Annotated in this window: 28 protein-coding genes; 13 read left to right on the top strand and 15 right to left on the bottom strand. The window is 55.1% G+C overall.

Translation table 11 applies throughout. From position 1 onward, the window contains the following. Window positions 1–32 precede the first annotated feature (32 nt). The gene (locus tag BD01_RS01465; RefSeq protein ID WP_042689196.1) at window positions 33–1,193 is read right to left on the bottom strand and encodes a tRNA pseudouridine(54/55) synthase Pus10; all 1,161 of its coding nucleotides are present in this window, start codon (window positions 1,191–1,193) and stop codon (window positions 33–35) included. 44 nt (window positions 1,194–1,237) lie between these two features. On the opposite strand from BD01_RS01465, the gene BD01_RS01470 reads away from it, so the two are divergent. The 5 genes from BD01_RS01470 to BD01_RS01490 all read left to right on the top strand — a co-directional run bounded on the left by BD01_RS01470 (window position 1,238) and on the right by BD01_RS01490 (window position 6,038). Next, window positions 1,238–1,531 (top strand): transcriptional regulator, encoded by a 294-nt coding sequence (locus tag BD01_RS01470; RefSeq protein WP_042689199.1) that lies wholly within the window; start codon window positions 1,238–1,240, stop codon window positions 1,529–1,531. 62 nt (window positions 1,532–1,593) lie between these two features. Then, window positions 1,594–2,913 (top strand): Glu-tRNA(Gln) amidotransferase subunit GatD, encoded by a 1,320-nt coding sequence (gene gatD / locus BD01_RS01475; protein WP_042689200.1) that lies wholly within the window; start codon window positions 1,594–1,596, stop codon window positions 2,911–2,913. Between the two features lie 5 nt (window positions 2,914–2,918). Continuing rightward, entirely contained in the window at window positions 2,919–4,811 is a 1,893-nt protein-coding gene (gene gatE / locus BD01_RS01480) for a Glu-tRNA(Gln) amidotransferase subunit GatE (protein ID WP_042689203.1), read from the top strand. Window positions 4,812–4,841: 30 nt separating this feature from the next. Continuing rightward, window positions 4,842–5,357, top strand: a complete 516-nt coding sequence (locus BD01_RS11040) for a hypothetical protein (protein WP_051482146.1) — start codon at window positions 4,842–4,844, stop codon at window positions 5,355–5,357. Window positions 5,358–5,465: 108 nt separating this feature from the next. Next, a complete protein-coding gene (locus BD01_RS01490) occupies window positions 5,466–6,038 on the top strand; it encodes a hypothetical protein (protein ID WP_042689205.1) in 573 nt (190 codons plus the stop codon). Here the strand turns inward: BD01_RS01490 and hmgA are convergent. Beyond that, on the bottom strand, window positions 6,035–7,255 hold the full coding sequence (gene hmgA / locus BD01_RS01495) for a hydroxymethylglutaryl-CoA reductase (NADPH) (protein WP_042689207.1): 1,221 nt from the start codon (window positions 7,253–7,255) through the stop codon (window positions 6,035–6,037). The two genes, BD01_RS01490 and hmgA, sit on opposite strands and share 4 nt — an antisense overlap. 16 nt (window positions 7,256–7,271) lie before the next feature. Continuing rightward, window positions 7,272–8,015: a MinD/ParA family ATP-binding protein gene (locus BD01_RS01500; protein ID WP_042689209.1), complete on the bottom strand. Its 744-nt coding sequence runs from the start codon at window positions 8,013–8,015 to the stop codon at window positions 7,272–7,274. A 193-nt stretch (window positions 8,016–8,208) separates the two neighbouring features. On the opposite strand from BD01_RS01500, the gene tdh reads away from it, so the two are divergent. From tdh to truA, 5 genes are all read left to right on the top strand, one after another. Further along, window positions 8,209–9,258: an L-threonine 3-dehydrogenase gene (gene tdh / locus BD01_RS01505; protein WP_042689212.1), complete on the top strand. Its 1,050-nt coding sequence runs from the start codon at window positions 8,209–8,211 to the stop codon at window positions 9,256–9,258. Window positions 9,259–9,326: 68 nt separating this feature from the next. Next, window positions 9,327–10,826: a phenylalanine--tRNA ligase subunit alpha gene (gene pheS, locus BD01_RS01510; RefSeq protein WP_042689215.1), complete on the top strand. Its 1,500-nt coding sequence runs from the start codon at window positions 9,327–9,329 to the stop codon at window positions 10,824–10,826. Window positions 10,827–10,831: 5 nt separating this feature from the next. Continuing rightward, complete coding sequence (locus BD01_RS01515) at window positions 10,832–11,056, top strand: DUF2283 domain-containing protein (protein ID WP_042689218.1); 225 nt, start codon at window positions 10,832–10,834, stop codon at window positions 11,054–11,056. A gap of 2 nt (window positions 11,057–11,058) precedes the next feature. After that, window positions 11,059–12,765, top strand: coding sequence for a phenylalanine--tRNA ligase subunit beta (gene pheT, locus BD01_RS01520; protein WP_042689219.1), 1,707 nt, complete (start codon window positions 11,059–11,061; stop codon window positions 12,763–12,765). A 238-nt stretch (window positions 12,766–13,003) separates the two neighbouring features. Next, window positions 13,004–13,807: a tRNA pseudouridine(38-40) synthase TruA gene (gene truA, locus BD01_RS01525; RefSeq protein WP_042689222.1), complete on the top strand. Its 804-nt coding sequence runs from the start codon at window positions 13,004–13,006 to the stop codon at window positions 13,805–13,807. Here the strand turns inward: truA and BD01_RS01530 are convergent. Then, window positions 13,754–15,142, bottom strand: a complete 1,389-nt coding sequence (locus BD01_RS01530) for a DEAD/DEAH box helicase (protein WP_042693090.1) — start codon at window positions 15,140–15,142, stop codon at window positions 13,754–13,756. The two genes, truA and BD01_RS01530, sit on opposite strands and share 54 nt — an antisense overlap. Before the next feature lie 73 nt (window positions 15,143–15,215). Between BD01_RS01530 and BD01_RS01535 the strand changes: the two genes are divergently transcribed. Next, complete coding sequence (locus BD01_RS01535) at window positions 15,216–16,481, top strand: UbiD family decarboxylase (RefSeq protein WP_042689225.1); 1,266 nt, start codon at window positions 15,216–15,218, stop codon at window positions 16,479–16,481. Here the strand turns inward: BD01_RS01535 and BD01_RS01540 are convergent. From BD01_RS01540 to BD01_RS01570, 7 genes are all read right to left on the bottom strand, one after another. Further along, window positions 16,471–17,061, bottom strand: a complete 591-nt coding sequence (locus BD01_RS01540) for a hypothetical protein (protein ID WP_042689227.1) — start codon at window positions 17,059–17,061, stop codon at window positions 16,471–16,473. The genes BD01_RS01535 and BD01_RS01540 overlap by 11 nt on opposite strands. A gap of 79 nt (window positions 17,062–17,140) precedes the next feature. Beyond that, window positions 17,141–18,058: an ABC transporter ATP-binding protein gene (locus tag BD01_RS01545; RefSeq protein ID WP_042689230.1), complete on the bottom strand. Its 918-nt coding sequence runs from the start codon at window positions 18,056–18,058 to the stop codon at window positions 17,141–17,143. Between the two features lie 5 nt (window positions 18,059–18,063). Continuing rightward, complete coding sequence (locus BD01_RS01550) at window positions 18,064–18,954, bottom strand: ABC transporter permease subunit (protein ID WP_042689232.1); 891 nt, start codon at window positions 18,952–18,954, stop codon at window positions 18,064–18,066. Window positions 18,955–19,030: 76 nt separating this feature from the next. Next, complete coding sequence (locus BD01_RS01555) at window positions 19,031–19,819, bottom strand: N-glycosylase/DNA lyase (protein WP_042689233.1); 789 nt, start codon at window positions 19,817–19,819, stop codon at window positions 19,031–19,033. Further along, window positions 19,816–20,193, bottom strand: a complete 378-nt coding sequence (locus BD01_RS01560) for a HEPN domain-containing protein (protein WP_042689235.1) — start codon at window positions 20,191–20,193, stop codon at window positions 19,816–19,818. Before BD01_RS01560 ends, BD01_RS01555 begins: the two co-directional genes overlap by 4 nt. Next, window positions 20,169–20,570 (bottom strand): nucleotidyltransferase domain-containing protein, encoded by a 402-nt coding sequence (locus BD01_RS01565; protein WP_042689238.1) that lies wholly within the window; start codon window positions 20,568–20,570, stop codon window positions 20,169–20,171. The genes BD01_RS01560 and BD01_RS01565 overlap by 25 nt, the downstream gene beginning before the upstream one ends. Before the next feature lie 3 nt (window positions 20,571–20,573). Beyond that, on the bottom strand, window positions 20,574–21,545 hold the full coding sequence (locus BD01_RS01570) for a beta-ribofuranosylaminobenzene 5'-phosphate synthase family protein (protein WP_042689239.1): 972 nt from the start codon (window positions 21,543–21,545) through the stop codon (window positions 20,574–20,576). Window positions 21,546–21,593: 48 nt separating this feature from the next. Here BD01_RS01570 and folP point away from each other — a divergent pair, with 48 nt between their 5' ends. Beyond that, window positions 21,594–22,412, top strand: a complete 819-nt coding sequence (folP, locus tag BD01_RS01575; RefSeq protein ID WP_042689241.1) for a dihydropteroate synthase — start codon at window positions 21,594–21,596, stop codon at window positions 22,410–22,412. Here the strand turns inward: folP and BD01_RS01580 are convergent. From BD01_RS01580 to sppA, 3 genes are read right to left on the bottom strand one after another with little or no spacing between them, the layout of a single operon-like run. Continuing rightward, window positions 22,390–23,394, bottom strand: a complete 1,005-nt coding sequence (locus BD01_RS01580) for an AI-2E family transporter (RefSeq protein WP_042689243.1) — start codon at window positions 23,392–23,394, stop codon at window positions 22,390–22,392. The two genes, folP and BD01_RS01580, sit on opposite strands and share 23 nt — an antisense overlap. Beyond that, entirely contained in the window at window positions 23,384–23,863 is a 480-nt protein-coding gene (locus BD01_RS01585; protein ID WP_042689246.1) for a PH1570 family protein, read from the bottom strand. The genes BD01_RS01580 and BD01_RS01585 overlap by 11 nt, the downstream gene beginning before the upstream one ends. 4 nt (window positions 23,864–23,867) lie before the next feature. After that, complete coding sequence (gene sppA / locus BD01_RS01590) at window positions 23,868–24,854, bottom strand: signal peptide peptidase SppA (RefSeq protein ID WP_042689248.1); 987 nt, start codon at window positions 24,852–24,854, stop codon at window positions 23,868–23,870. 93 nt (window positions 24,855–24,947) lie between these two features. Between sppA and BD01_RS01595 the strand changes: the two genes are divergently transcribed. Further along, entirely contained in the window at window positions 24,948–25,754 is an 807-nt protein-coding gene (locus BD01_RS01595) for a sugar phosphate isomerase/epimerase family protein (protein WP_042689249.1), read from the top strand. Here the strand turns inward: BD01_RS01595 and BD01_RS01600 are convergent. Further along, window positions 25,740–26,135: a ribonuclease III family protein gene (locus tag BD01_RS01600; protein WP_042689251.1), complete on the bottom strand. Its 396-nt coding sequence runs from the start codon at window positions 26,133–26,135 to the stop codon at window positions 25,740–25,742. The two genes, BD01_RS01595 and BD01_RS01600, sit on opposite strands and share 15 nt — an antisense overlap. Window positions 26,136–26,138: the final 3 nt, after the last annotated feature.

Consider the following 26,138-nt stretch of genomic DNA (forward strand, 5'->3'; position numbering starts at 1 on the left):
GAAATATAAAAAGATTTCTTGGGGGAACACAACTACTCGTCTAAGATGTTCAGCACGTCGAGCCTCTCGCACCAGGCTTTCTTCCCGAGCAAATCGCTAACGCTCGGCTTAGTTCTCCCCTTGTCGCCCGAAACCAGCTCCTTGATGTAGAGCCCTCCGTCGGTGACGAGACGAAGCTCGAAGTGCTTCTCGTCAACCCACCTCGCCTCGGCCTCGTGAACCTTCCTCACCCTCACCTTGTCGGCCCTCGCCTTCCTGACGCGCCAGGGCGTTCTCTGGTGTATCTCAAGCCCCTCCAGCTTCCTCGCAACTTCCTCGGCTTCCTCCGGCGTTATGCCCTCCTCGACGAGAACGAGAGCGAGGTATTCCTTCCTGTGGTTCTTAGTTAGAACCTCCTCGGCTTCCTTCGCCGAGACGAAGCGAAGATTAAGAACCTCCACCTTCCCACTCGCGTTTATCTCCTCCGCTATCTTCCGGAGGTCAACCCTTCTCCTCCTCGGGCTCTTAATTTCAACTATGAAGGGCCTTCCGTTGCCGAGGGTTCTGACATCAACGTCCTCTCTCCCCGCGCCTTTGAAGACGCACTTACCTTCGAAGGCCTTCGAAAACGCCCGACAGATTATCGAGGCTACGCTGTCCTCGAAGTCGGGCAGAGGCGTCTGGGGAATCCTGCGCACGAGCTTTCTATAACGCCCGTAAACGTAAACCGGGTTGATTTGAAGCTCTATCTCACCAGAGAACGGCTCGACTATGAAAACAAGGTCGGGGTTCTTCGAGGTCTCTTTTTCCATTGCCCTCCCAAAGGCCTTGCCGAGCTCGCGGTTGAACTCACGGTTTATCGGCTCGGCGGTGTCAATATTGAACTCCTCCCAGATAGCCTTCTCTTTCTCCTTGATTTCCTCCGGGAAGCGGGAACCGACGAGAAACGTCTCGAACTCGATATCCTTGCTCGCTTCCTCCATGGCCTCCACGAGCTCGGGAATCCTCTCAAAGACGTTGTGGCAGAGCTCACACTCCTCTGGCTCAGCTATCGGTTCTAAGCCCCTCGCGGAGCGCTCCATGTTGAGGACGAACCTTATTGCTTTCCCCCGCTCCTCGTTCGTCCCCTTACCGAGCCTGGCGAAGAGCCTGCCGAGGCAGTGGTCGCAGAGTTTGTGCTCCTCAAGAACCCTTTCGGCCTTCTCGACTATCATCGTCCCACCCTAAAGTTTTTTATTCCTCCTCCCAAGTTCCTCCGATGGCCACTCGACGGGAACGGATAATAAGCCTTTTGGAGGAGCGGGATTATTCGGTGAGCGAGTTAGCCCAGGTTCTCGGAATCCGGGGCAGGGGGAGCAAAAAGCTCATTCTGGAGGACCTCAAGGCGATTCAGAAAATCCTAAGGCGCGAGGGAAAGGTTCTGCTTGTCAAACCGGCCGAGTGCAGGAAGTGCGGTTTCGTTTTCAGGCCCGAAATCAACATTCCCTCCCGCTGTCCGCGCTGTAAGAGCGAGTGGATTGAGGAGCCGAGGTTCATGATTGCCGAGCGGTGAGGCAAAAGCCCTTATAAGCCGGGCCCCTATTCTCATCGGTTGAAGTGTACGAGGGGATGCTTATGAGGAAGGTTGAGGAGTTCATGAAGAGACATGGACTTGAGGTAGGCGACCTCGTGAGGGTCGTCAAAAGGGAAGGGGACGAGAGAATTACCTTTGAGGGCCTCGTGATGCCTCCGTACGAGCTTTCGCCCGGCGAAACGCTGACGATAAAGCTCGACAACGGCTACAACGTCGGCGTTCTCATTGATGCAATCGAGGGCGTTGAAATCCTTGAGAAGGCCGTCGAGAAGCCGAAGATGGAGTTCAAGGAAGTTCTCCCGCGGAAGGAGGGCCTCCCGAACGTCAGGATTCTCGGAACCGGAGGAACGATAGCGAGCAGGATTGACTACAAGACTGGGGCAGTTCACCCTGCTTTCACCGCCGAGGAGCTTGCGAAGGCCGTCCCGGAGATATTCGAGATGGCCAACGTTACGCCCGAGCTCATAATGAACATTTTAAGCGAGGACATGAAGCCGGCCTACTGGGCGAGGATAGCCGAGGAGGTAGCCAAAGCCCTCAACGGCGGTGAGGACGGCGTTGTGATAGCGCACGGAACTGATACAATGGCCTATACCGCCTCGGCCCTGAGCTTCATGCTGAGGAACCTTACGAAGCCGGTCGTCCTCGTTGGTGCGCAGAGGAGCTCTGACAGGCCGAGCAGTGACGCGGCCATGAACCTCACCTGTGCGGTCAGGATGGCGACGAGCGACGTTGCCGAGGTCATGGTGGTGATGCACGGCGAGACGAGCGACACCTACTGTTTAGCCCACCGTGGAACGAAGGTCAGGAAGATGCACACCAGCAGGCGCGATGCTTTCAGGAGTATAAACGACGTCCCGATAGCAAGGATATGGCCGAAAGGTGGGATAGAGTTCCTCAGGAGCGACTACAGGAGGAGAAGTGAGGGAGAAGTCATAGCCGACACGAAGATTGAGGAAAAGGTTGCAATCCTGAAAATCTACCCAGGAATCAGCGGTGAGCTCCTCGACTTCCTCGTTGATAAGGGCTACAAGGGTGTTGTGATAGAGGGAACCGGTCTCGGTCACGTTCCGCAGGACTTCATCCCCCACGTCCAGCGCGCGGTCGAGGAAGGCGTGGCAGTCTGCGTCACGAGCCAGTGCCTCTACGGCAGGGTGAACCTAAACGTCTACTCCAACGGCAGGAAGCTCCTGAAGGCGGGGGCGATACCCTGTGAGGACATGTTGCCAGAGACGGCCTACGTCAAGCTCATGTGGGTCCTCGGCCACACGAGGGAGCTTAGTGAGGTAAGGAAGATGATGCTGACGAACTACGCCGGCGAGATTACGCCCTACACGAGGTACGACACGTTCTTGAGGTGATGAAGATGACCGAGAAGTTCGATTACAAGGAGCTCGGCCTTAAGGTCGGTCTTGAGATTCACAGACAGCTCGATACCAAGAAGCTGTTCTCGCTCGTTCCGAGCGAGCTGACCGAGAAGGTGGACTTCACCTTTGAAAGACGCCTCAGGCCCACGATGAGCGAGCTCGGCGAAATTGACCCCGCGGCACTTGAGGAGTTCAAGAAGGGGAGGAAGTACATTTACGAAGGCAACTACGAGCTGAGCGACCTCGTTTATATGGACGAGGAACCGCCAAGGGGACCTGACAGAGAGGCTTTGGAGGTTACACTTCAGATTGCCTACCTGCTGAACGCCAAGCCCGTTGACGAGGTCCACTTCATGCGTAAAATCGTCATTGACGGCTCGAACGTTTCGGGCTTCCAGAGGACGGCGATAATAGCGCTCGACGGAAGGGTTGATACTCCATGGGGAAGCGTTGGAATCCCGACGATATGCCTTGAGGAAGACGCCTGCAGAATCGTCGAGAGGAAGGAGAAGGAGGTAATCTACCGCCTCGACCGCCTCGGCATCCCGCTCGTTGAGATAAGCACGACACCGGACATACACCACCCGGAGCAGGCTAAGGTGGTCGCGAAGTACATCGGCGACGCCCTGAGGGCCACCCGGAAGGTCAAGCGCGGTCTCGGAACGATAAGGCAAGATTTGAACGTCTCGATTAAAGGTGGCACCCGCGTCGAGATTAAGGGAGTGCAGGAGCTCGACATGATTCCGCTCATCATCGAGAGGGAAGTTGAGAGACAGCTTAACCTGCTCAAGATAAGGGACGAGCTCCGTGAGAGGGGTGTTAAGCCTGAGGACATTAAGGAGGAGTTCTACGACGTTACCGACGTCTTCGAGAACACTGAGTCCAAGATAATCGCCCGGACGATAAAGAAGGGCGGTAAGGTTTTGGCAGTCAAACTGCCGAAGTTCAGGGGTTTAATCGGCAGGGAAATTCAGCCCGGCAGGAGGCTCGGCACTGAGATGGCCGACAGGGCCAAGAAGTACGTGAAGGGCATCTTCCACATCGATGAGTTACCGAATTATGGAATTACAGAAAAAGAGGTTAATGCAGTTATTGAAAAACTCAACCTCGGAGAGCTCGACGCCTTCGTTCTCGTTGCGGCGGACGAGGAAACGGCAAAGAAGGCCCTCCGCGAGGTGATTAAGCGCGCGAGAGAAGCTATAGAGGGCGTCCCAGAGGAGACGAGGAGGGCCCTGCCCGACGGAAACACTCAATACATGCGCCCGCTCCCCGGAAAGGCGAGGATGTATCCTGAAACGGACATACCCTCGATTTTCATTCCGCCTGAGGAGAAGGAGAGAATTAAGGCCAACCTGCCAGAGCTCCCGCAGGAGAGGGTTGAGCGCTACGTGAAGGAGTATGGGATTGACAAAAGCCTGGCAGAGACCCTCGTAAACGACGAGCGCGACGAGCTCTTCGAGGAGCTCGTGAAGAAGGGAGTAAAACCCTCGCTGGCCGCTTCAATCCTCGTGGTCGTCCTCAAGGGCCTCAAGAAGGAGGTTCCGATTGAGAACATCACGGACGAGCACATCAGAGAAGCATTTGAGCTTTACCTCGACGGTAAGATTGCCAAGGAGGCCTTTGAGGAGATATTCAAGGAGCTTGCGAAGAATCCGGAGAAGACCGCCGAGCAGGTGGCAGAGGAGAAGGGTCTAACGCTCCTCAGCGAGGAAGAGGTTGAGAAAATCATTGATGAGGTAATCCAGGCAAACATAGACGTCATCAAGGCCAAGGGAATGGGCGCGATGGGCATGATAATGGGAAGGGCAATGGCAAAGCTCCGCGGAAGGGCCGACGGCAAGCTCGTGAGCACCTTAGTGAGAAGGAAGATTCGGGAGCTGAGCGGGAGCTAACTTTTTAAGTTCTTTTTCTTACTTTTATTGATGGTTAAGGCAAAGTTCGTTGTCAGATACTTCGTGGTCGACTCTAGGGATGTTGATGTCAGAAAACTGGCGGGGACTTATATAGCCCTGCCTAGCCCTGACGTGGAGAGCCTGTACTGGGCACTTTATCAGATTCTCATGTCGGAGAGTAGTGCAACGGTTATCAAAACGCCAGAAGACATCTATTACGTCGCTGAAGGCGCTCACGTTATTAAAAACGCCAAGGAGAGCTATGAGTTCATTATACGTAGAGAAAACGGGCTAAGGAGGGTTGCTGAAGAAATACTCGGTGTGAAGAGGCTCAAGCTCGACACCGTTGTGAATATCGTCCAGGCCGCTCTTTGGGGTTTGGCAATCCTCCTCGGCTACTTGGGCTACAAAAACGACGCTCTCAACGAGGTTTCCTCATACATGGCCCTTCTCTTTCTGCTCTCTGGGGTTATTGAGAACTTCAGAAGGGGCTACAAAAAGCGGGAGCGGGTCAGAGCATCGGCTCCTCATCACGCCTCAGAGTGAGGGAAAAGCGCTCATCATCCCCGTTTCCGTTTTCCCTCTGCCCTTTTAAAGCCTGCCTTACCAACGCGGGGCGAAAACCATTTAAAGCGTGAAGTCGTTTTCTCTCCGATGAAGTTCGTCAACGCCGTCCCAATCCTCTACTACGAGCTCAACGTTCCGCCGGAGAGGGTTAGGGAGGCCTTTCCTTTGGCACTTGAGTTCAAGAACCCTACTCCAGAGAGCTTCTCAATCGTGCAGCCACCTGGAAAGAACGCGGGACTGCTCGTGATTGATGTCAAAGCTGAAAACCGCTACGTCTTCGTCCTTTCGGTTAAAGATGAGCTGGTTTTAATCAACGAAACCTTACCGAGAGTCTTTGTAATCCATCCAAAGAACCTCGGAGAGTTTTTCAGGGCCCTCGCTGAGGACGAGCTTGAGAGCCTCAAGGGCACCAAGAGGAAGGGAAAGTGGTGGCGTTTTCTCATAGACTTCGCCGCAACTTCGGGGGTCATTTACATCGAGAACGAGCTTCACATAGGCTTCTGGACGGCGATTCTCCTGGCTGTAATCTTCGCGGAGGTTGAGTACCTCTTCGGCCCCAAGCAGGTCAAGGGACCTGCCACTGAGCTCGATGAGAAGACAGTCAGGAAAATGTACGAGGTTTCGGAGAAGAAGGGAAAGGTGGTGAAGGTCTCCCTTTAGCGTCCCAGCTCCTTGTGGGCTTTCGCGAGGTGCTTCGCCGCTATCGCCGCGAGGAGCGAGAGTTCCCCAGCCAAAACCGCTCCCGCAACTATCTCCGCGAACTTCTTGGCGTTTGTTCCAGGTGGGTCGCCCCCTCCAGCGACGCCCATAATGCTTAAAGCCTCCCTCTGGGTCGGGACGCGCGTTCCTCCCCCAACCGTTCCGATTTCGAGGCTCGGCATTGTTATGCTGATGTAGAGGTCTCCCTCAGGCGTAACTTCGGCGAGGGTTATGCCGTGTGAACCTTCGGTAATCTGTGCCTCGTCCTGCCCCGTGGCGAGGAATATTGCCCCGACTATATTGCCGAAGTGGGCGTTGAAGCCGTAAGAGCCGGCCTGGGCCGACCCGACGAGGTTCTTGCGGTAGTTCACCTCCGCTATGAGTTCTGGCGTCGTCTTCAGCTTCCTCTCGACTATCTCACGCGGAATTATTGCCTCCGCTATCACCGTCTTACCGCGTCCGTTGATGAAGTTCATCGCGTTGGGTTTCTTGTCAACGCAGAGGTTGCCAGAGAGAGCGAGATAGCGAACGTCGGGGAACTTCTCTTCGATGACCTTCATTATCTCCTCGCTCGCTATCGTCACCATGTTCATTCCCATAGCGTCGCCGGTCTCGAACTCGAAGCGCAGGTATAGGTTGTTGCCCACTATGAAGGGCTTAACGTCCCTGAGCTTTCCGTGCCTGGTGACCTTGCTGACGGCCTTCTCCTGGAGGTAGTCGATGTTCTCCTTCACCCACTCCGCGACTTCCCTCGCCCTCCTCGCGTCAGGGCACTTGAGGAGCGGTGCACGGGTCATCTTGTCGTCGATAAGCGTCGTTTTGACGCCACCTGCCTCGGTCAGGGCGGAGCAACCGCGGTTCACGCTGGCAACGAGCGCCCCCTCTGTTGTGGCGAGGGGTATGTAGAACTCGCCCTTCGCGTACTCGCCGTTGATTTTGAGCGGTCCGGCAACGCCCATGGGTATCTGGACGACGCCTATCATGTTCTCGATGTTCCTGCCGATGACCTGCTCGGGGTCTATGCTGTAGTGCCCGATGTGTTCGAGCTTCACGCCGAGCTTTTTCTCAAGGGCCTTTCTCCTGACCTCGGTCGCGGTTCTCTTGTCCGTGTACTTCTCAACCTGGTGGAGCTTTACCTCTCCCTTAACGACCTTCTCAACGAGCTCCTCAAACTCCATTTCAACACCCCCAGAATCAGCCGAAAATCCATTCCTCGAGGACTTCTCCGATTTCCTTGAACGCGACGGCGGCGTCGCTGTTGGGGAGGTACTTGATTATCGGAACTCCAACGTTTATGGACTCGGGGACGTTGTAGTCGAAGGGAACCCACCCGAGAACCGGGACGTCCAAATCCTCTTCTATGGCTTCTATTATCTTATCAACGACATCGGCGCTCTCGCGAACCTTATTCAGGACGACGCCGATGTTGAGGTTGTACTTCTCCCCGAGGGCCTTCAGTTTTTCTATCTCGTTCTTAACCATAGTCTCGAACGAGTAAATCGGAGAACGCTCTATTTCAACGACTATAAGCTGATAGTTGGCGACCTGAAACGTTGGGAGGGTATCAAAGGGAACACCCGTGGGGGAGTCGACAAAAACGACGCCGAACTTGTACTTCACCCTCTCAAGGATGTCAACGAGCCTCCTCGGAGAGATTCCAAGGACGTCCTGAAGCTGTGTGCTCCCCGGCATCACGTAGACGCCGGTTTCCTTGTGGCGGTATATGGCCCACTCCGGGTCAACGTCCGGGTTCTTTAGGAGGGTGTGGACTGTGTATTTAACCGTGTCTAGGGCGAAGTGAAAACCGAGGTTGGGCAGGTAGAGGTCGCCATCAACGGCCAGAACGCGGTACTCCTTCATGGCAAGGTAAGAGCTAAGGTTCGCCGTTGTGGTTGTTTTGCCGGCTCCGCCACGCCCCGTTACGACTATCAGTGCCATCGCTACCCCTCTAAGCTTCTCTGTTGGGAGTTGAGGATATAAGGTTTCCGATTGAACTTCCGTCGGTACGTCGCTTTCTGCGTATGCACCTACACAATTCTGTCCAGTGATGGGCCTTAAGGACTCGATGAACACAAAAGGTTTATATCGTCCCCGTTTAGATTCCCATTGTAAGGTTAAGGAGATGGTTGCCATGGCTGAAAAAATGCCCGCTATTATGAAGACCAAACCTGCCTACGGGGCGGAGCTCGTTGAGGTTGACGTTCCCAAGCCCGGGCCGGGCGAGGTTCTTATCAGGGTTCTCGCGACGAGCATCTGCGGAACCGACCTCCACATCTACGAGTGGAACGAGTGGGCGCAGAGCAGGATTAAACCGCCCCAGATTATGGGCCACGAGGTCGCTGGAGAGGTCATCGAGGTTGGCCCAGGTGTTGAGGACCTTCAGGAGGGCGACTACATAAGTGCGGAGACACATATCGTCTGTGGAAAGTGCTACGCCTGCAAGCACAACCGCTACCACGTCTGCCAGAACACCAAGATTTTCGGCGTCGATATGGACGGTGTCTTCGCGACCTACGCCATCGTTCCGGCCCAGAACGCCTGGAAGAACCCCAAGGACATGAAGCCCGAATACGCCTCACTCCAGGAGCCCCTTGGCAATGCAGTTGATACCGTTCTTGCCGGCCCGATAGCGGGCAGGAGCACACTCATAACCGGAGCCGGCCCGCTCGGACTGCTCGGTATAACCGTCGCGAAGGCGAGCGGTGCTTACCCGGTCATCGTGAGCGAGCCAAGCGACTTCAGGAGAAAGCTCGCCAAGAAGGTTGGGGCGGACTACGTTATCAATCCTTTTGAAGAAGACCCTGTTGAGGTCGTCATGAGCATAACCGACGGAGCGGGAGTTGAGGTCTTCCTCGAGTTCAGTGGTGCCCCCAAGGCCCTTGAGCAGGGCCTTAAGGCGACGACCCCTGGAGGAAGGGTCTCCCTGCTCGGGCTGTTCCCGAGGGACGTTACGCTCGACTTCAACAACCTGATAATCTTTAAGGCCCTTGAAGTTCACGGCATCACCGGAAGGCACCTCTGGGAGACATGGTACACCGTCTCAAGTCTCATCCAGAGCGGAAAGCTCAACCTCGACCCGATTATCACCCACAAGTACAAAGGCTTTGACAAGTTTGAAGAGGCCTTCGAGCTCATGCGCGCCGGAAAGACCGGCAAGGTCGTTTTCTTCCCGAAGGAGTGATTTTTCCTCCTTTTCTTTCACCGCAATTCTTAAGTAAACCCTTCCCCACTTCCCCCGGAGGTGTTGGAATGGAGCTGAGTTATCAGGAGAAGCTCACCCTCATCAAGCTCAACGAACTGAAAAAAGCGAAATTCGAGGAACTCGTTAAAGAGACCGGTCTCGAGCAGGTAGCGGTCATGAGGGCAGTTCTCGGCCTGCAGGCAAAGGGTTTGGCCAAGCTCCACGAGAGGAGCGAGAGGGTCGTTAAGCTCACCGAGACCGGGAAGAAGTACGCCGAAATCGGCCTTCCAGAGTGGAGGGCCTTAAAGCTTCTCCGCGGGAGGGGAAAGGTCACGCTCGACGACCTCAGGGAGGTTCTCAGCGACGACGAGCTCAAGCCGATAGTTGGCCTCCTCAGGAAGGAGGGCTGGGCGAGCGTCAGGAAGGAGGACGGTAAGCTAATTCTCGAAATCACGGAGAAGGGGCTTGAAGCTGGGGAAAGGCCCATTGACAGGGCCCTAAAGCTCCTCGCCGAGAAGGGAGTCGTTCCGGTTAACGAAATCGAGAAGCTCGTTCCCGTCAAGGAGCTTAAGAGGAGAAAAATCGGCGAGGAGGAAACTGTAACCGAGAGGGAAGTCGAGATTACACCGGCAGGCGAGGAGCTGGCTCCGAAGGTGGAGCTGAAGCGGGAGGTTTCTGTTCTAACTCCGGAACTCATAAAGTCCGGCAAATGGAGGGAAGTTGAGTTCAGGAAGTTCGACATAAAGGCCCCTGTGAGGAGGATTTACCCGGGCAAGAAGCAACCCTACAGAGCGTTCCTCGACAAGATAAGGAGAAGGCTCATCGAGATGGGCTTCATCGAGATGACTGTTGAGAGCATGATTGAGACCCAGTTCTGGAACTTCGATGCCCTATTCCAGCCCCAGAACCACCCCGCCCGCGAATGGACCGACACATACCAGCTCAAGTACCCGAAGAGCGGGCACCTGCCCGATGAGGAGCTCGTTGAGAGGGTTAAGACCGCCCACGAGCGCGGTCTGGCCGGCTCGCGTGGCTGGGGCTACGTCTGGTCTCCGGAGAGGGCGATGCTCCTCATGCCGAGGGCGCACGGTACTGCCCTTGACGCGAGACAGCTCGCGAAAGGTGTCGAGATTCCAGGGAAGTACTTCACGATTCAGCGCGTTTTCAGGCCGGACGTCCTCGATAGGACTCACCTCATCGAGTTCAACCAGATTGACGGCTTCGTCGTCGGCGAAGAGTTGAACTTCAGGCACCTCCTCGGAATCCTCAAGCGCTTCGCTGTCGAGATAGCTGGGGCCAGGAAGGTTAAGTTCCTGCCCGACTACTACCCGTTCACCGAGCCCAGCGTCCAGATGAGCGCCTACCACCCTGAACTTGGCTGGGTTGAGTTCGGCGGTGCCGGAATCTTCCGCGAGGAGATGACTAAGGCTTTGGGCATAGACGTCCCGGTCATCGCGTGGGGAATCGGAATCGACAGGCTGGCCATGTTCAAGCTCGGAATAGACGACATACGCTACCTCTTCAGCTACGACCTCCGCTGGCTGAGGGAAGCAAAGCTGGTGTGGTGAGCGAAATGGCACAGAGCGTAAGGTACGACCCTGACGTTGATATCCTTTACGTTCAGCTCTCAAAGAAGAAGCCCGTTGATGCCGATATGAAAGGGGATGTGGTCATAGACCTCGATGAAAACGGAGAGGTCGTTGGCTTCGAGATATGGCGCGCGAGGGAGCTAATCCTGCCGGAGTTCATGAAGTTCATCGAGAAGATAAAGGCCGAAAGGGCCCACGTGGAGGGTTGAAGATGCCAAAGTTCGACGTGTCAAAGCGGGATTTGGAGAGGCTTGTCGGTAGGGAATTCACGGTCGAGGAGTGGGAGGACCTCTTCCTCTACGCCAAATGCGAGCTGGACGACGTGTGGGAGGAGAACGGTGAAATCTACTTCAAGGCCGACTCCAAGGACACGAACAGGCCCGACCTCTGGAGCGCTGAGGGGATAGCAAGGCAGATACGGTGGGCGCTCGGCTTCCAGAGGGGCCTGCCGGAATACGAGGTCGAGAAAAGCGACGTTACCGTTTACGTTGACGAGAGGCTGAAGGATATCCGTCCATACGGTGTTTACGCAATCGTTGAGGGGTTGAGCCTCGACGAAGAGGCTCTCAAGCAGATGATTAACCTCCAGGAGAAGGTGGCTCTGACCTTTGGAAGGAGGAGAAGGGAGGTAGCAATAGGCATCTTCGACTTCGACAAGGTGAAGCCCCCGATATACTACAGGGCGGGGGAGAAAACCGAGAAGTTCGTCCCGCTCGGCTTCGAGGAGGAGCTTACACTGGAGGAAATCCTTGAAAAGCACGAGAAAGGGAAAGAGTACGGTCATCTGATTAAGGACAAGCCCTACTACCCTCTCCTCGTGGACAGCGAGGGTAAGGTCCTATCGATGCCCCCGATAATCAACTCCGAAACGACAGGAAGGGTGACAACGGAGACGAGGAACGTCTTCGTCGACGTCACCGGCTGGGATTTGAACAAGGTCATGCTCGCCCTTAACGTCGTCGTTACTGCCCTGGCAGAGCGCGGAGGAAAGATTAGGAGCGTTAAAGTCGTTTATCCCGACTTTGAGATTGAAACGCCCGATTTAACTCCCAAGTCCTTCGAGGTCGAGCTGGACTACGTAAGAAAGCTCGCCGGCCTAGAGCTGAGCGACGGCGAAATCAGGGACCTCCTCGAGAGGATGATGTACGAGGTGAAGCTTGAGGACGGTAAAGCAAAGCTCCTCTATCCTGCCTTCCGCGACGACATAATGCACGCCAGGGACGTTCTGGAAGATGTCCTCATCGCCTACGGCTACAACGAGATTGAGCCTGAGGAGCCGAAGCTTGCCGTCCAGGGCAGGGGCGACAAGTTCGTCGAGTTCGAGGATGCCGTTAGGGAACTCATGGTCGGCTTTGGCCTTCAGGAGGTCATGACCTTCAACCTGACCAACAGGGAGGCCCAATACGAGAAAATGAATCTCCAATACGGAAGGGACTACTTTAACAACCCGCCGGCTGAACTCGTCGAGATAGAGAACCCGATAAGCCCGAAGTGGTCAGCGCTGAGGAACTGGCTTCTGCCGAGTTTGCTCGACTTCCTGAGCCAGAACACCCACGAGGAGTACCCGCAGAGGCTCTTTGAGGTCGGCAAGGCCACCCTGATAGACGAGGACAGGGAAACGAAGACCGTCAGCGAGAGCAAGCTTGCCGTCGTGCTGGCCCAGCCGAGGGTTACCTTCACCGACGCGAAGGAAATCCTTGACAGCGTGATGAGGCATCTCGGCTTCGAATACGAGCTTGAAGAGGTCGAGCACCCGAGCTTCATCCCCGGCAGGGTTGGAACGGTAATCGTAAACGGCCAGACCATTGGCGTAATCGGCGAAATTCACCCAGCGGTTTTAGAAAAGTGGGGAATCGAGATGCCCGTTGCGGGCTTCGAGCTGTTCCTAAGGCCCCTCTACACGGAGCCCTACCTTTAGTCCCTCTTTTTCCTCTTCTCAAGGAGGGCGCACATGAGCTCGAAGTTTGTAACACTTATGAGCACCTCAACGTCAAAGACTTCCTCCATTCTCTCACCCCAATTTTAGGTTCTCGTGCCTCTTTATCAAGTTTGCTGGAATTTTTTCGTATTTCGTTCGAATTTTGAGTTTACAAAAGTCAAGAAAGTTGGAGGATTTTCGGGGAAGGCTTTTTATACCCTCCGCTGAAGCGCCAACCATGAAGCTGGCTCTCCGCGTGGCCTACGACGGAACGGCATTCTACGGCTTTCAAAGACAGCCCGGAGTGAGGACGGTAGAGGGGGAACTCATCCGCGTTTTGACCAAACTAAAAATCATCGAAAGCCCGGAAGAGAACGACTTTAAAGGTGCCTCGCGGACGGACCGCGGAGTTTCCGCGTTCTTCAACGTGGTTTCGTTCGTTCCCGGCGAGAGGAGTGACCTGGCGAGGCCAGAGGTGCTGAATCACCATCTCCGAGATGTCTGGGTTCTCGGCGTTGCCGAGGTTCCCGCTGACTTCCACCCGAGGTTCTGGGCGACCTCGAAGACCTACCGCTACTACCTCGTCGATGAGGGCTTCGACCTTGAGAAAATTCGTGAATGCGCCAAGCTCTTCGAGGGAACCCACGACTTCTCGGCTTTTGCGAAGCTTGAGCCGGGCAGGGACCCGATTAGGGAGATAACGCGCATCAGCATCGTTCCAAGACACGGCTACTACGTGGTTGAAATCACGGGCAAAAGCTTCCTCTGGGAGATGGTGCGGAGAATCGTCAACGCGCTCCGCTTCTGCGGACTCGGTCTCCTCGAGCAGGAGGACGTTAGGGCCATGCTCGCGGGGACTTACAGGAAGAAGGTTCCGCCCGCTCCTCCAGAGAACCTCGTTCTGTGGCATATAGAATATCCGGGCGTCGACTTCAAAACCGACGAGAAGGGCCTTGCCAAAGCTAAGCGCGACCTCTTCGAGCGCTACTCAAGAGCTCTGACGAGAGCGGCGCTTTTTGGTGACTGCCTCGTTGAGCTTTGATTCCTTGTCGTAGTACTTTCCGTAGTACTGTTTCAGAGCTTTCTGCCTCTCGATGAAGTGCGTGTAGAGAAGCGGGTCGTCGTCCGCGACGTCAACTATAACTGCCCTCATGCCCTTCTTCGGCCTCAAGGCCCTTCCTATGGTCTGTATCGTCATGATGTCGCTCTTCCCTCCTCCTGCGAGGATTATCGCAGAAATCTCAGGTATATCAACCCCTTCCTTGAGCAGGGTCGAGATTAAAACCGGAATCTCGCCGTTCTTGAAGGCCTCAAGGACCTCCCAGCGGTTCTGACTCTTGGAGCTGAGAAACTCGGCCTTTATTCCTTCTTTTTCAAGCATCTCCTTCAGGATTTTGCCGTGCTCTATGCGCTTTACGTCGATGAGAACGCGGTGGCCCTTTCTGACGAGCTCCTTGGCCTTTGCCACTATTGCCCTGTTCCTCTCGTCGTTGTTCATGACGACGTCCTCGTAGAGCTCCTTGTAGCGCTCGCTGAAGGACGGCATGCTCGACTCGTAGGTTATGACTTCAAAGCGGGGCTTGGCCAGGAAGCCCTCCCTTATCAGGTCCTCGGCCTTCACCTCGTAGATTATCGGGCCGACGACGGCCTCAATCTTTATCTCCTCACCGCGGACGCGCCTCCACGGTGTTGCCGAGAGCCCGAAGCGGTAAACTTGGGGAAGGCTTATTCCAAGCTGGTAAAATTTCTCGGCGGCGGAGGTCCTGTGACACTCGTCGAACATGACTATCGCGTAGTCGTTCTTCAGCTTGTCAACGCCCCTCGAAAGGAGGGTCTGTATCATGGCCACCGTTACGTTCTCCTCGTTCCACTTGTTGTCGCCGACGATTCCTGCTTTAACGCCGAGGAGCTCTTCAACCTTCTCGGCCCACTGGTAGAGGAGCTCCTTCGTATGGACGACGATGAGCGCTGAAAGGTCAAGCTCGTGGATTATCCTTAACCCGACAACCGTCTTTCCGCTCCCGACCGGCAGAGCTAAAACGCCCATCTTCTCCTTCAGGGCTTTCCTAACGGCCCTTTGCTGATAGCGCCTCAGGGAGTAGTCCTCGTTCCACGTTGAGTTGAGTTTAACCCCGCGAACCTGCCGTTCGTCCTTGATTCTAACGCGGTAGCCCTTGCTGTTGAGGAACTTCTTGACCCTCGGAAGCAGACCGACGGGGAATGTCTTCTCGTAGGGGTCGTAGAGGCTCTCGGGCTTCTCCCATTTGCCGTAGTCCTTCTTGTAGGTGAGCAGGTCGTAGATTTTGAAGTAGACGCTCGGCTCCGCCTTCTCGACCTTAACCAGTGCCGAACCGTCTGGAATCCTGAGGACAACCACGGGCATGGCCAATCAAAGCGAGTGTGGAAAAAGGCTTTATAGACCTTTTGGAACAACGGCCTAAGGTGGTGGCATGCTGAGGGAAATTCTTCAAACCTTCGACGACCTGATTGTCATAAAGGAACCCGTGAGCAAGGAACTTGAGATAACGCGCTATCTGCTGAAGTACCGCGACAGGCCGGTTCTCTTCGAGGACGTTGACGGCTGGAAGGTCGCCGGAAACATCTGGAGCACCCGTGAGAGGATAGCCCGCTTCCTGAACACGAGCAGGGAACGCCTGATGCACGTCGTGGCGGACGCGATGGAGAATCCCTCCCCCTACAAAACCGTTAAAAGCGCCCCGTTCCTGAAGAACTCGACGGAGGACTTTTCCCTTCTTGAACTGCCTGTTCCGAAGTACTATCCCAAGGACGGCGGGCCATACTTCACCTCGGCGATGGTCATCGCAAAGGACGATAACGGCTTTGTCAACGTGTCCTTCCACAGGATGATGGTCAGGGACGAGAAGACCGTTGCGATAAGGCTCGTCCCTAGGCACCTCTACGCGATGTGGAAGGACAAGGCCGAGCACGGAGAAGAGCTTGACGTTAGAATCGTCGTCGGCAATCCCATTCACCTGCTCCTCGCAGGCGCTACCAGCACAGCCTACGGAATCAGCGAGCTTGAGATAGCATCGAAGCTGAGCGAGCTCGCCTTCGGGAAGCCGGTTGAGGTCGTTGAGCTGGGCGGAATTCCTGTGCCGGTCGAGAGCGAGTTCGTCTTCGAGGCGAAGATAACTCCGGAGCTGGTCGACGAAGGCCCGTTCGTGGATATAACAGGAACCTACGACTACGTGAGGAAGCAACCGCTGGTAGTCTTTGAGAAGATGTACCACGTTGACGACCCGATTTTCCACGCCCTCCTGCCAGGTGGCTACGAGCACTTCATGCTCATGGGCCTTCCAAAGGAGCCTCAAATATACGCGAGCGTCAAGCGCGTGGTTCCAAAGGTTCACGGGGTAAGGCTGACGGAAGGAGGTGCCATGTGGCTACACGCCGTTGTTTCGATAACCAAACAGCACGACGGCGACGGCAAGAACGCGATTTTGGCGGCCTTCGCCGGCCATCCGAGCCTCAAGCACGTCGTCGTCGTTGACGAGGACATAGACATCTACGATGACAGGGACGTTGAATGGGCGATAGCGACGCGCTTCCAGGCAGATAGGGACCTCGTGATAGTCCCCAACGCCCGCGGTAGCTCCCTTGACCCCTCGGCGGAGAAGAGCTTAACCGCCAAGTGGGGCATAGACGCGACGAAACCTCTCGATAGAAAAGAAGAGTTCGAGAGGGCTAAGCTTTAGCCCCCTCCGCTTTTCTCACAATCTTGCCCACCAGCAGGTCTATTATCTCCACCTTCTCGTAGAGGTACCAGAGGACGAGGAAGCTAAGCCCCGTCGAGAGGAACGGGTTGATTAAGTAGAGCGGACTGAGGGCGATGAAGACGGCGTAGCCGAGCAGGAACGCCGAGAGCGAGTAGAGAACCTTACCCGCTCCGAGCCTGTAAGTCGCGTAGAGGCCGGCAACCGCTATCGGAACTTCCCAGGGGACGAGTATGAACTTGCCCCAGAGGTGCCAGCCGAGCCTTGGAAAACCGTACCAGACGCCATTCGGGAGGAAGGGAATCCCTCCTGTGAAGAAGTCCGCGAGCAGGTGCAGGCCGTTGCCCAGAACTCCAAGCGGACCGAAGGGGAGCATGTAAATGAACGAGATGAAGCCGTGGTTGAAGAAGGTCCTCGTGAAGTCGCCGGTGATGAGAAGCATCTGAATGAAGCTGTAATCGGGTGCGGAGTTGGCTATGACGAATAGCCCGAGGAGCTTCCTGTTCCATCCCCTCCAGGTCCCTATGAGGTAGGCAACGAAGATGTGCATCGGGAGTAGCATTCGAACACCTCAGAATTCTTCGAAATTAAAACCTAAAAAGTTTTCTGAACAAAATTGAGAAGTTGAAAACAGAACGCAGTCACTTCACGAGGGTTAGGAAGATTTCTTCAAGGCTTGGTTCTTTCACCTGCATTGTCAGAATCTTTGCTCCCTGGGAAGCCACGTAATCGTGAAGCTCCTCGCGAATGTCCTCGGGCGAGACGACACGATACTTGTTCTCCCCGAGAGGAGCGACGTTCCATTCAGCAGAACTCCAGTCTACGGGCCTGTTCGTCTCGATGATGATTGTGTAGCCTGCCTTCTTGAGGAACTCGCGCTTGATGTTCTCAATGCTGTCCTCCAGCACAAGCTTGCCCTTGACGATGACGCCAACGGTATCGCAGACTTCTTCAACATGCGCGAGAATGTGGCTCGAAAAGAAGACAGTCTTTCCAGCCTTCCTCTGCTCTCTGATAATTTCCTTGAACTCGGCGATGCCAGTCGGGTCGAGGCCGGTCATTGGCTCGTCGAGGATGAGCAGTTCGGGGTCGTTTATCAGGGCCTGAGCGAGGAGAAGCCTTTGACGCATTCCCTTCGAGAATTTGCCGACTTTTTTATTCCTGACCTCCCAGAGGTTAACCATTTTGAGAATCTCCTCTGCCCTCTTTTCCCTCTCCACCTTGGGAATTCCGAAGGCCTTGCCGAGTACATCAAGGGTCTGCATGGGGGTTAAGAAATCCCAAAGAGTGGCGTGCTCGGGCATGTAGCCGATTTTGGCTTTGGTCTTTACGAGCTTGCCCTCGTTGAATTTTCCGTCTCTGAAGACTTCCTCGCCGAGGAGTTCTATTCTGCCCTCCTGAGGAAAGACGAGGCCGAGTAAGCTGAGGATTGTCGTGCTCTTTCCTGCTCCATTCGGCCCGAGGAATCCGTAAACGACTCCCCTTGGAACCCTCAGAGTGAGCCCATCTAGGGCCCTAACATCCTTATAGGCCTTGACTAGGTTCTCAACCGTAATCATAACCATCACCTCATGTCCATACGGAGGAAGCGCCAGGTCGCGATGCCGAGGTAGACCAGGGTCATAACGACGAGCAACGCAACGTTTACCGCCCGCTTCTTCATCGCTTGGTCGATTCCGGCGTATTCGACTTTGTAATCGGTGTAAGTGTGGGTTTCCCCATTGATTTCGACTGTTTTCGTTACCTCCTTGTAGTCGTTAACTGCGTCCAGGATAACGGAGAACTGGGAGCTGGGTGAGTAGAAGAGGTATTTTGTGTAGTAGTCGGCTTTGTAATCTAGAAGCTCCTGCATACTCGAATTCTCGGGGGCATGCTCCCCTGCCTTGTACATGACGAAGGCGGGGAGGAATATGTACAGTAAAAAGAACACACCCAGTGCAACGCCGAGGGACGTTCCAGACGAGCGGACGAAGGTCGATATTATGTAGCCTATGGCAATGAACTCCAGCATCGTTAGGAGGAGCAACAGGTTGAGCAGGAAGACGTCTGAGGTTATCTTTGAAATGGAAACACCAACCCACTGAAGACCAGCGAGGGTGACGAAGCTCGTGAGGAGCAGTGCAACGCCGAAGACAACGAGCTGCCCAACGTACTTCCCAAGGATGTACCCGAGCCTCGTCACGCTCTTGCTGAGGGCTATCCTGATTGTTCCATCCTCAATCTCCTTGTTTATCGCCCCGGCTCCAAAGACTATTGCCAGGATTCCCAGGAAGAAGAGTGCCGTTTTGCTTGAGAAGGTTATTATCGCCGCTATTGCTTCGAGTTCGTTTGTTATCCCCTCCTGTTTCATGTAGTAGAACGCTGGGATGTACAGGGCGATTATTATCGCCATTATAGCCCACAGTTTCTTTGTTCGCATTCCCTTCATGAACTCAAGTTGGAATCCCCAAAACACTGGGAGCACCTCCCTTACTCTCGGTGGAAACTAAAGACGGGAGTATAAAAATTTTGTCCTCAGAATAGGAATGAAATTAGAGTCCCCTAAGTTCAAGAACGAGTTCCGCCCTTGGGCAGTGCCTCTTCAGCCTGTTTAGAACCTCACCCTTACCCCCGAGGACGGGCCAAAGGATTGAGTCTATGTGGAGCGGTGGAATTTCGGTTTTCTCCGCAATCCTGTTCCAGAAGCTAACCGGCGGCTCGGTGGTGAAGTGTTTGGTGTAGGCGTTTATCCTCACGTCGTCCGGAATCTCGATGGCCATCGGGTAGGGAACGAAAGCGCTAAAGGCAATCCTCCCCGCGTAGCCGAACATCTTCACGGCGAAGACTATCGTTTTCGCACTCCTTTTGGCGTTCATAACCTTCGCGAGGTCGTCTCTAAGCCTTTCCATGCCGTTGAAGTAGTAATCCCTCAGCTCGTCCATCGAGAGAGACTCTAAGAAGGGCTCAACCCTCTCGATTCTCTTGAGCTTTCCGGCAACGAGACGCCTGTTGGTCTTCGAGTTGGGGAGAAACTGGGCGTAGGCCTCCGCTATATCTCTGGGTGGGTTCTCTGAAAAGTGCCTCGAGAACTCCCACCACCAGTCCTCGCCCTTCCCGCTCAGCTGGTAGCTGACGAGCGCGTTGGCTATAACAAGTTTGATGAAGAGTTCATCGTCCTTCAGGTTTTTCTGGAGGTTTTTGAGGGCATCGAACTGCAAATCAACCTTCTCCTCAATGGTTCTCGCGCAGTCGATGCCGAGCTCCCGCAGTATTTCCACGAGCCGGTTAACTTTCTCGTTGTCCTCTCTGTATTTTACCCTCACGAAGCGGTCGAGCGTCATAACAGACCCCCAACCTTGGTGTATATCCGCTTGGCCACCTCATACCATCTCTCAACGTCTTCCCGTCGGTAGTCCGTGAAAGGATTAAAACCGGGAGTGTAGTATCGGCTTCGGGTGTATTCCCTTTCAATTTCCGCTAGACTCGTGATTTCGTCGTCCGAAAGCGGGATTTTCGCCAAGGCGACAAGCTGACCCAGTTTGTGGGTCCTCACATCTATCCCTCTTGAGAGTAGAAGCGCTTTGAGGCTCTTTTCTATTGCCTGTTGAATATGGAACACGGCAAAGTTCAACCTTCCACTTTGAATCTCGTCGAGGGCGGCGTTTAGATGCTCTTCAGCCAGTTTATACGTCAAATCAGCTGGGCTATCTCCCATGAACTCGCCCCCTCCACGAGCTTTGGTTTGAGTTCCCTTATCTTCCTCCTGAGCTTGGACAGGAGCCGTTTCCATTCTTTCTCTCCGTAGAGGACACGATAGCCTGTGAGAACCCCCCATAGGAGCGGGTTAGTGGGTCTGAGCGAACCTTCATCAACCACGATGACGTCTATCGAGAAGCCGGTCTTGGTTTCGAACAGGAAAACCCCCTTCCAGAATTCGGGACTTTCGACTTTTTTCTTGGTGATGATTAGAAAGTCGTAATCGGAGTCATCTCTGGCCGTTCTCCTAGCTCTGGAACCGAACAGAAGCACGCACTCCAAATTTTTTCCGAAGTGCTCCTTGGCGAGCTCGACTACTTTATCCTCAACGTTCATGTTCTAACTTCCTCCCACGCTCCTTATCAACCTTTCCAGAAAGGCATTCTCGCTCACAACCTCGGCCCCGGTGTTCCTCGGAAGGCCGAGCTCGACCTTTGCCCTTATCCCGTGCTCCTTAAGGTGGTCGTTAAGCTCCGCTGAGAGCCTCTGGAACTCCGCCTTCAGGATTAGACCGTAAACGGTCGGCCCCCAGCTGCTCTGGCCTGCGCCGTAGGTTTTCTTGCCCAGCCAGTCGAGGATTAACTCCACGTCCTCCCTGAACTCTCCTCCCTGGAACTCCGCGAAGTGCCTGCCGACGAGCCTCTGTATCGCCGAGAGGTGCTCACCGAAGGCCCTGACGTTCCTCTCCTTTAACGCGGGCAGTAAGCCGAGTAAAATGCGGTGGCTTATCTCCATGGCCACGTTGACGTCCCCAAAGTTTCCGCCCATTATCGGCTTCTCTTCCTCTTCATCGAGGCCCGGCTTGACCTCGGGAATCACGAGCAGGAACGCCCACTCCCCGGGAAACTCCTCGCGGAGTATCAGCGGGGGGATTCCTTCTTTAACCCCGCCATCGAGGACGAAGCCGCCATGGGCGAAGGCGTAAATCCCGGCCCCGCTGTTCTTCCCCCTTCCGAGAACCTCGGCGAGTTTCTCAATCGAAACGTTCAGGTTGTTGAGCCTCGCTATTGCTGTTCCAACGGCTAAGCTCAGCTGTGTTGTTGAGCCGAGACCGACGTGCCTTGGAATTGCCTTCCGCACCTCGATTAGGTACCCGGTTCCCGTTCCAAAGGCCGAGTTCATTCTCTCAACGGCCTTCTTTATTGTCTCCACGTCCTCGCCTTCAGCCTTTACCTCGAGCCGTTCAGCGGGCAGAACCTTCACCTCGTAGCCACCTTCGAGCGCCACCCCAAGGCTCCCGAAGCGCCTTCCGAGCGAGCCCGTTGGGTCTATCAGGCCGAGGTGAAGCCTCTTCGGTGTCCGAATTATCATGCCCATCACCCTTTTATTGACTCCCGAGAATCCTCTGCGGTGGTGCTAATGAAGTTTGCGGGAGTTAATCTTGACGAGCCGAGGGTAATGGGAGTCATCAACGTCTCGCCCGAGAGCTTCTACAAGGGGAGCGTGAGGAACGACGAGAAGGCCCTTGCCGAGACCGCCGTTAGAATGGTCGAGGAGGGCGCGAGCTTCATAGACATTGGCGCGAAGTCAACGGCCCCCTACCTCGAGACCCAGATTCCACTTGAAGAGGAAATCAGAAGGGCTGTTTGGGCTGTCAAGGTCGTCAAGGACGCGGTTGATGTTCCCGTGAGCATAGACACCACGAGCGCAAAGGTTGCGGAGGAAGCTTTAAAGGCCGGCGCCGACATCATAAACGACGTCACAGGCTTCAAGGGCGACCCGGAAATGGCGAAGGTTGCCTCTGAGTACAGCGCTCCGGCCGTTCTCTGCGCCCATGGGAATGTGAGAAACTTCTCTGACCCGGTCAGAACGGTTATTGAGTTCCTTGAGGAGAGCCTGACGATAGCGGAGGAGCACGGGGTTGAAGATGTTGCCGTTGACCCCGCCATCGGCTTCCTCCGACCGGAGTGGCCACCCTGGTACGAGTGGGACTCGAAGGTCATAGCTAACCTCAACCTGCTCAAGCTCCTCGGAAAGCCAATCCTCGTCGGCATCTCGCGGAAGTCCTTCATAGGCGCGATAACGGGCAGGAAGGACCCATCTGAAAGGCTCGCCGGCAGTCTGTCGGCAACGGCAATAGCGGTTCTGAAGGGTGCAAGAATAGTGAGGGCTCACGACGTGAGGGAAACCCTTGACGCGATTAAGGTCGCCGAGTTCATCGGGCGCTTTTCCACTTAGAGTTCTTCGCCCTCTTCCATTCTTCGAGGAGCGTTATCAGAAGCGACAGCGAGACGGGCCCGATGATGATTCCGACGAAGCCAAACGCGATGTAGCCCCCAAAGATTCCCACGAGGCTGACGAGCGCGTTAACGCCCCACTGCCTCTTGCCGAGCCTCTTGGAGAGGACTATATCCGGCGTTGGGGAAACTAGGATAAAACCGAGAATGCCCATCGCGAGGGCCTTCCAATAGAGACCCGAGGTGAACAGGTAAATCGAACTCGCGCTCCATACAATCCATCCACCAACGACCGGAAGGAGTTCGAGGATGACAACCAGTATTCCAGCTGCTATTGAGCCCCCCGCGTCCGATATTCCGAGAACGTAAAAGAGGAACGCGAGCACGGCACCTTTGCCAACGCTGACGAGGAGCCATCCACGTAGGAGGTAATGAAGGGTTTCCGTTGCGCTGTTTATGAGCTTTCTTGCTAGTTCTTCCCTGCTGGGGGGCAGGAGAGCATATATCTCGTCTTTTATCGCTCTCGCGTTCACGAGAACGCCGTAAAAGGCAAAGACCGCAACGATAATCTGGAGGGACAGCTTGGGAAGGGAATAAGTGTAGCCCAGAACGTAGGAGTTGAAGCGCTCCGCTATCGCGCTTGAGAGCTTGTTGAGAAGGTCGTAGACCCCTGATGGCAGGTTGAGGCCGAGGAGCCAGGCGAAGAACGTGTCAACGTAGTCGGTCAGGGAGTGCTTGATATCGTTTATCCAGAGAGCAAAGCCGAGGATGAAGAGAAACGAAAATACAGTCAAGAGCCCCGTGAGAAGAAGTGCAGACCAGCGGTTGCCTATTCTGAGGCTGAGCCTCTCGTGAAGGGGATAGAGGATGTAAGCGAGGGTAATGGCCACAATAAGGGGAGAAAGGACAGGACTAACGGTCTGCCACGTGAGGTAGAGGACTCCCAGTGAGACGCCAATCCAAACCGCCGTTTCAAGCTCCATCGAGCATCCCCAAGTATTTTAGGATTAGCTCCCTCGCGCTCGGCTTGCTGAAGACTATCAAATAGCCCCTCTCATCGAGGATGAAGTCCTTCCCGAGCGCGAGTAAAGTCTTCTTGAGCTTCACGATTTCGGCCTTCTCGATGTCCACCCGCTCCTTGACTTCAGCCGGCGCATCCATCTCCTTCAGGGCCTTCTCGAGCCTGTTGAGGACGCTCCTGTTGACGAACTTAATCGGGCTGAAGTCCGGCTCCTCCGCGACAATCTCGCCTGGGTCAATGTAGATGCCCCAGTGCTCCTTGGCGCACTCGAAGGGGTATACGTAGTCCTCCCCGTAGTCGGGAAGGTAGAGCTCCCTTATCACCGCGAGGAGAAGCCTCCTGGCGTCTTTCCCGTAGAACTCAATCCTGAGCTTGAACTTCCCGTCGTCGAAACCGTTCTCGAACACCTCAAGCTTCTCCTCGCAGAGCATCCAATCACCCCCTCAGGTAAGGTTCAAGGTAACTCGGGTCGAGGTAGAGCGCCTTACTTCCGGTTATTCCGAAGTTGCTTGGAGTTTCAAGGTTCTTGTATATCACAACCCTTGCGCTCGTAACGTTCATTAACTTTTCGAGGGTCGCCATGGCAGTGTCCATTCCACCGGTCTCGTCCACGAGCGTTCCGGTGACGTTCTCGGCGAACCACGTCCTTCCTGTGGCGAACTTCTTGACCTCAGAGACGCTCATGTTCCTGCCCTCGCTCACCGCCTGAAGGAACGCCTGGAAGTAGGTGTTTACCATGTTGGCTATGATTTTCTTCTCCTCATCCGTTAGTCCCCTCCACTCGGCACCCATGTCCTTGTAAGGACCGGTCTTGAAGACCTCAACCTTTACCCCGTTCCTCTGATAGTTCTCCTGCAGGTCGTAGTGAACGTACAGAACGCCAATGCTCCCCACCTCTGCGAGCGGACTCGCGACTATCTTGTCGGCCCCGCTGGCTATGTAGTAGCCGCCGGACGCCATTATTCCGCCGGAATAGGCAACCACTGATTTGACGAGGGCGAGTTTCTTGACTGCGGAGTAGATGTCCATAACGGGGCCGACATCACCGCCGGGGCTCTCAATCCACAGGAGAACCCCTCCGATTGAATCGTTGCTCGCGATTTTCCTCAGAAGGGGGACGACTTCAAGGGCCGTGTACTCGTTTATTATCCCGAAAATCGGGACGATGGCTATCGTTTTTCCTCCCGTCCCGTTGATGAGCGAGCGCAGGTAGGCAACTTCGTCCTTCAGCTGGCTGAGCTGGTAGCTTGATGTCCCGTTGCAGGTAACGTTTAGGGGAGTTTCCACTACCGCGGGGGCAGTCGCGTTTGGTGAAACCGCTATCGGGGAAGTCGCCTGGTAGAGCACCGCGATTGCCACAACTGAGAGCGCGAGCAGAAGAGCGAGGACGGCCGAGACGTACTTCCATATGTTCTCCCTCATCCTCTCACCTTAGACCCCTTGTCGGGCCAACTTTTAAACCTACCCTCGCTAAGCTTTTTATATTCCCCCGAGAAATTCGGGGCAGGTGATTGCATGGAGATTGGGGTGACAATCTATCCCCATTTCGTTACAAAGGACAAGAGCCTCGCGTCAATCCTGGCGGACGTCAAGATTAAGGACTACGACTTCGTTTCAATCTTCCCGCACACGCTCGGACTAATCAAGAACGGCATCGTCGTCGAGAAGAAGCTCAGGAACATCGAGACAACCCTCAGGGGAGTCGGGATAAGCTACATCGTCAGGATGCCGACTTCGGTTAACCTGCGCGACCACATCTACTACACGAGGCACTTCCGCGTCGCCAAGGCCGTCGCCGATGTTGCAATCAAGCTCGGCGCCAAGGTCATAGTCATGCAGAGCGGAAGGACCGGGAGGCTCGACCTCGAAATCGAGGCCATACAGCAGTTGGCCGACATGGTCGGACCCTTTGACATAAAGATAGCCCTCGAGAACACCTTCAGCGTCAAGGACACGCTCTACGTCGTTGAGAACGTCGAGAGGGATAACGTTGGCTTTGCCCTCGACGTGGCTCATGCCTTCCTCAGCGCCCAGGGCAACGAGGAGAAGCTCTTGGAAGATGTGAAGCTCGGCACCGACAAGACGGTAATCCTGATGATACACGACAACTTTGGAAAGCTCTTCCCGCAGGTCGAGCCAGAAGATGCCCTCGCCTACGGCGTTGGCGACCTCCACCTGCTCCCGGGCGAGGGTAAGATACCCTTCGGCAAGGTTCTCCGCCTGTTTGGCGACGTCCCGTTGCTCCTGAAGGTCAAGGACCCCGAGAAGTTCTCCAAGATACCGAGCAAGCAGGGGCTCATAGAACTGCTAACGAGCCTCTAATTCCAGCCTTTTCCCGATTTCCCTGTAGAGAACCGCGAGGGCCTTTCCTATCGCCTCTTTCTTCCTCGTGAAGTGTGTGACGTCCTCGCTCAGATTCTCGCGGATTATCCTGGCCGCTTCATCAATCGTTATAATGCCCTCGAGCCACGCGTAGGCGAATATTGCCTCGGCAACGTCTCCCCTCGCGTGCTTGTCGCTCCTCGGCGGGGCGAGCTTTCTCAATCCAGACATCTCAAGGGCTATGCTCAAAGAAGCGTTCGGAACCCTCTCGCCGGTCGGCCTTCCGAGGTACTCGCTCAACGCCAGGGAGAACGCAAAGTTGAGGAGCGAATCCCCGAACTTGGCCAATCCCTTGTCCGTGAAGTCCCTCTCGTACCTCATCCC

The sequence above is a fragment of the Thermococcus nautili genome (genome assembly GCF_000585495.1).
Lineage (GTDB): Archaea > Methanobacteriota_B > Thermococci > Thermococcales > Thermococcaceae > Thermococcus > Thermococcus nautili.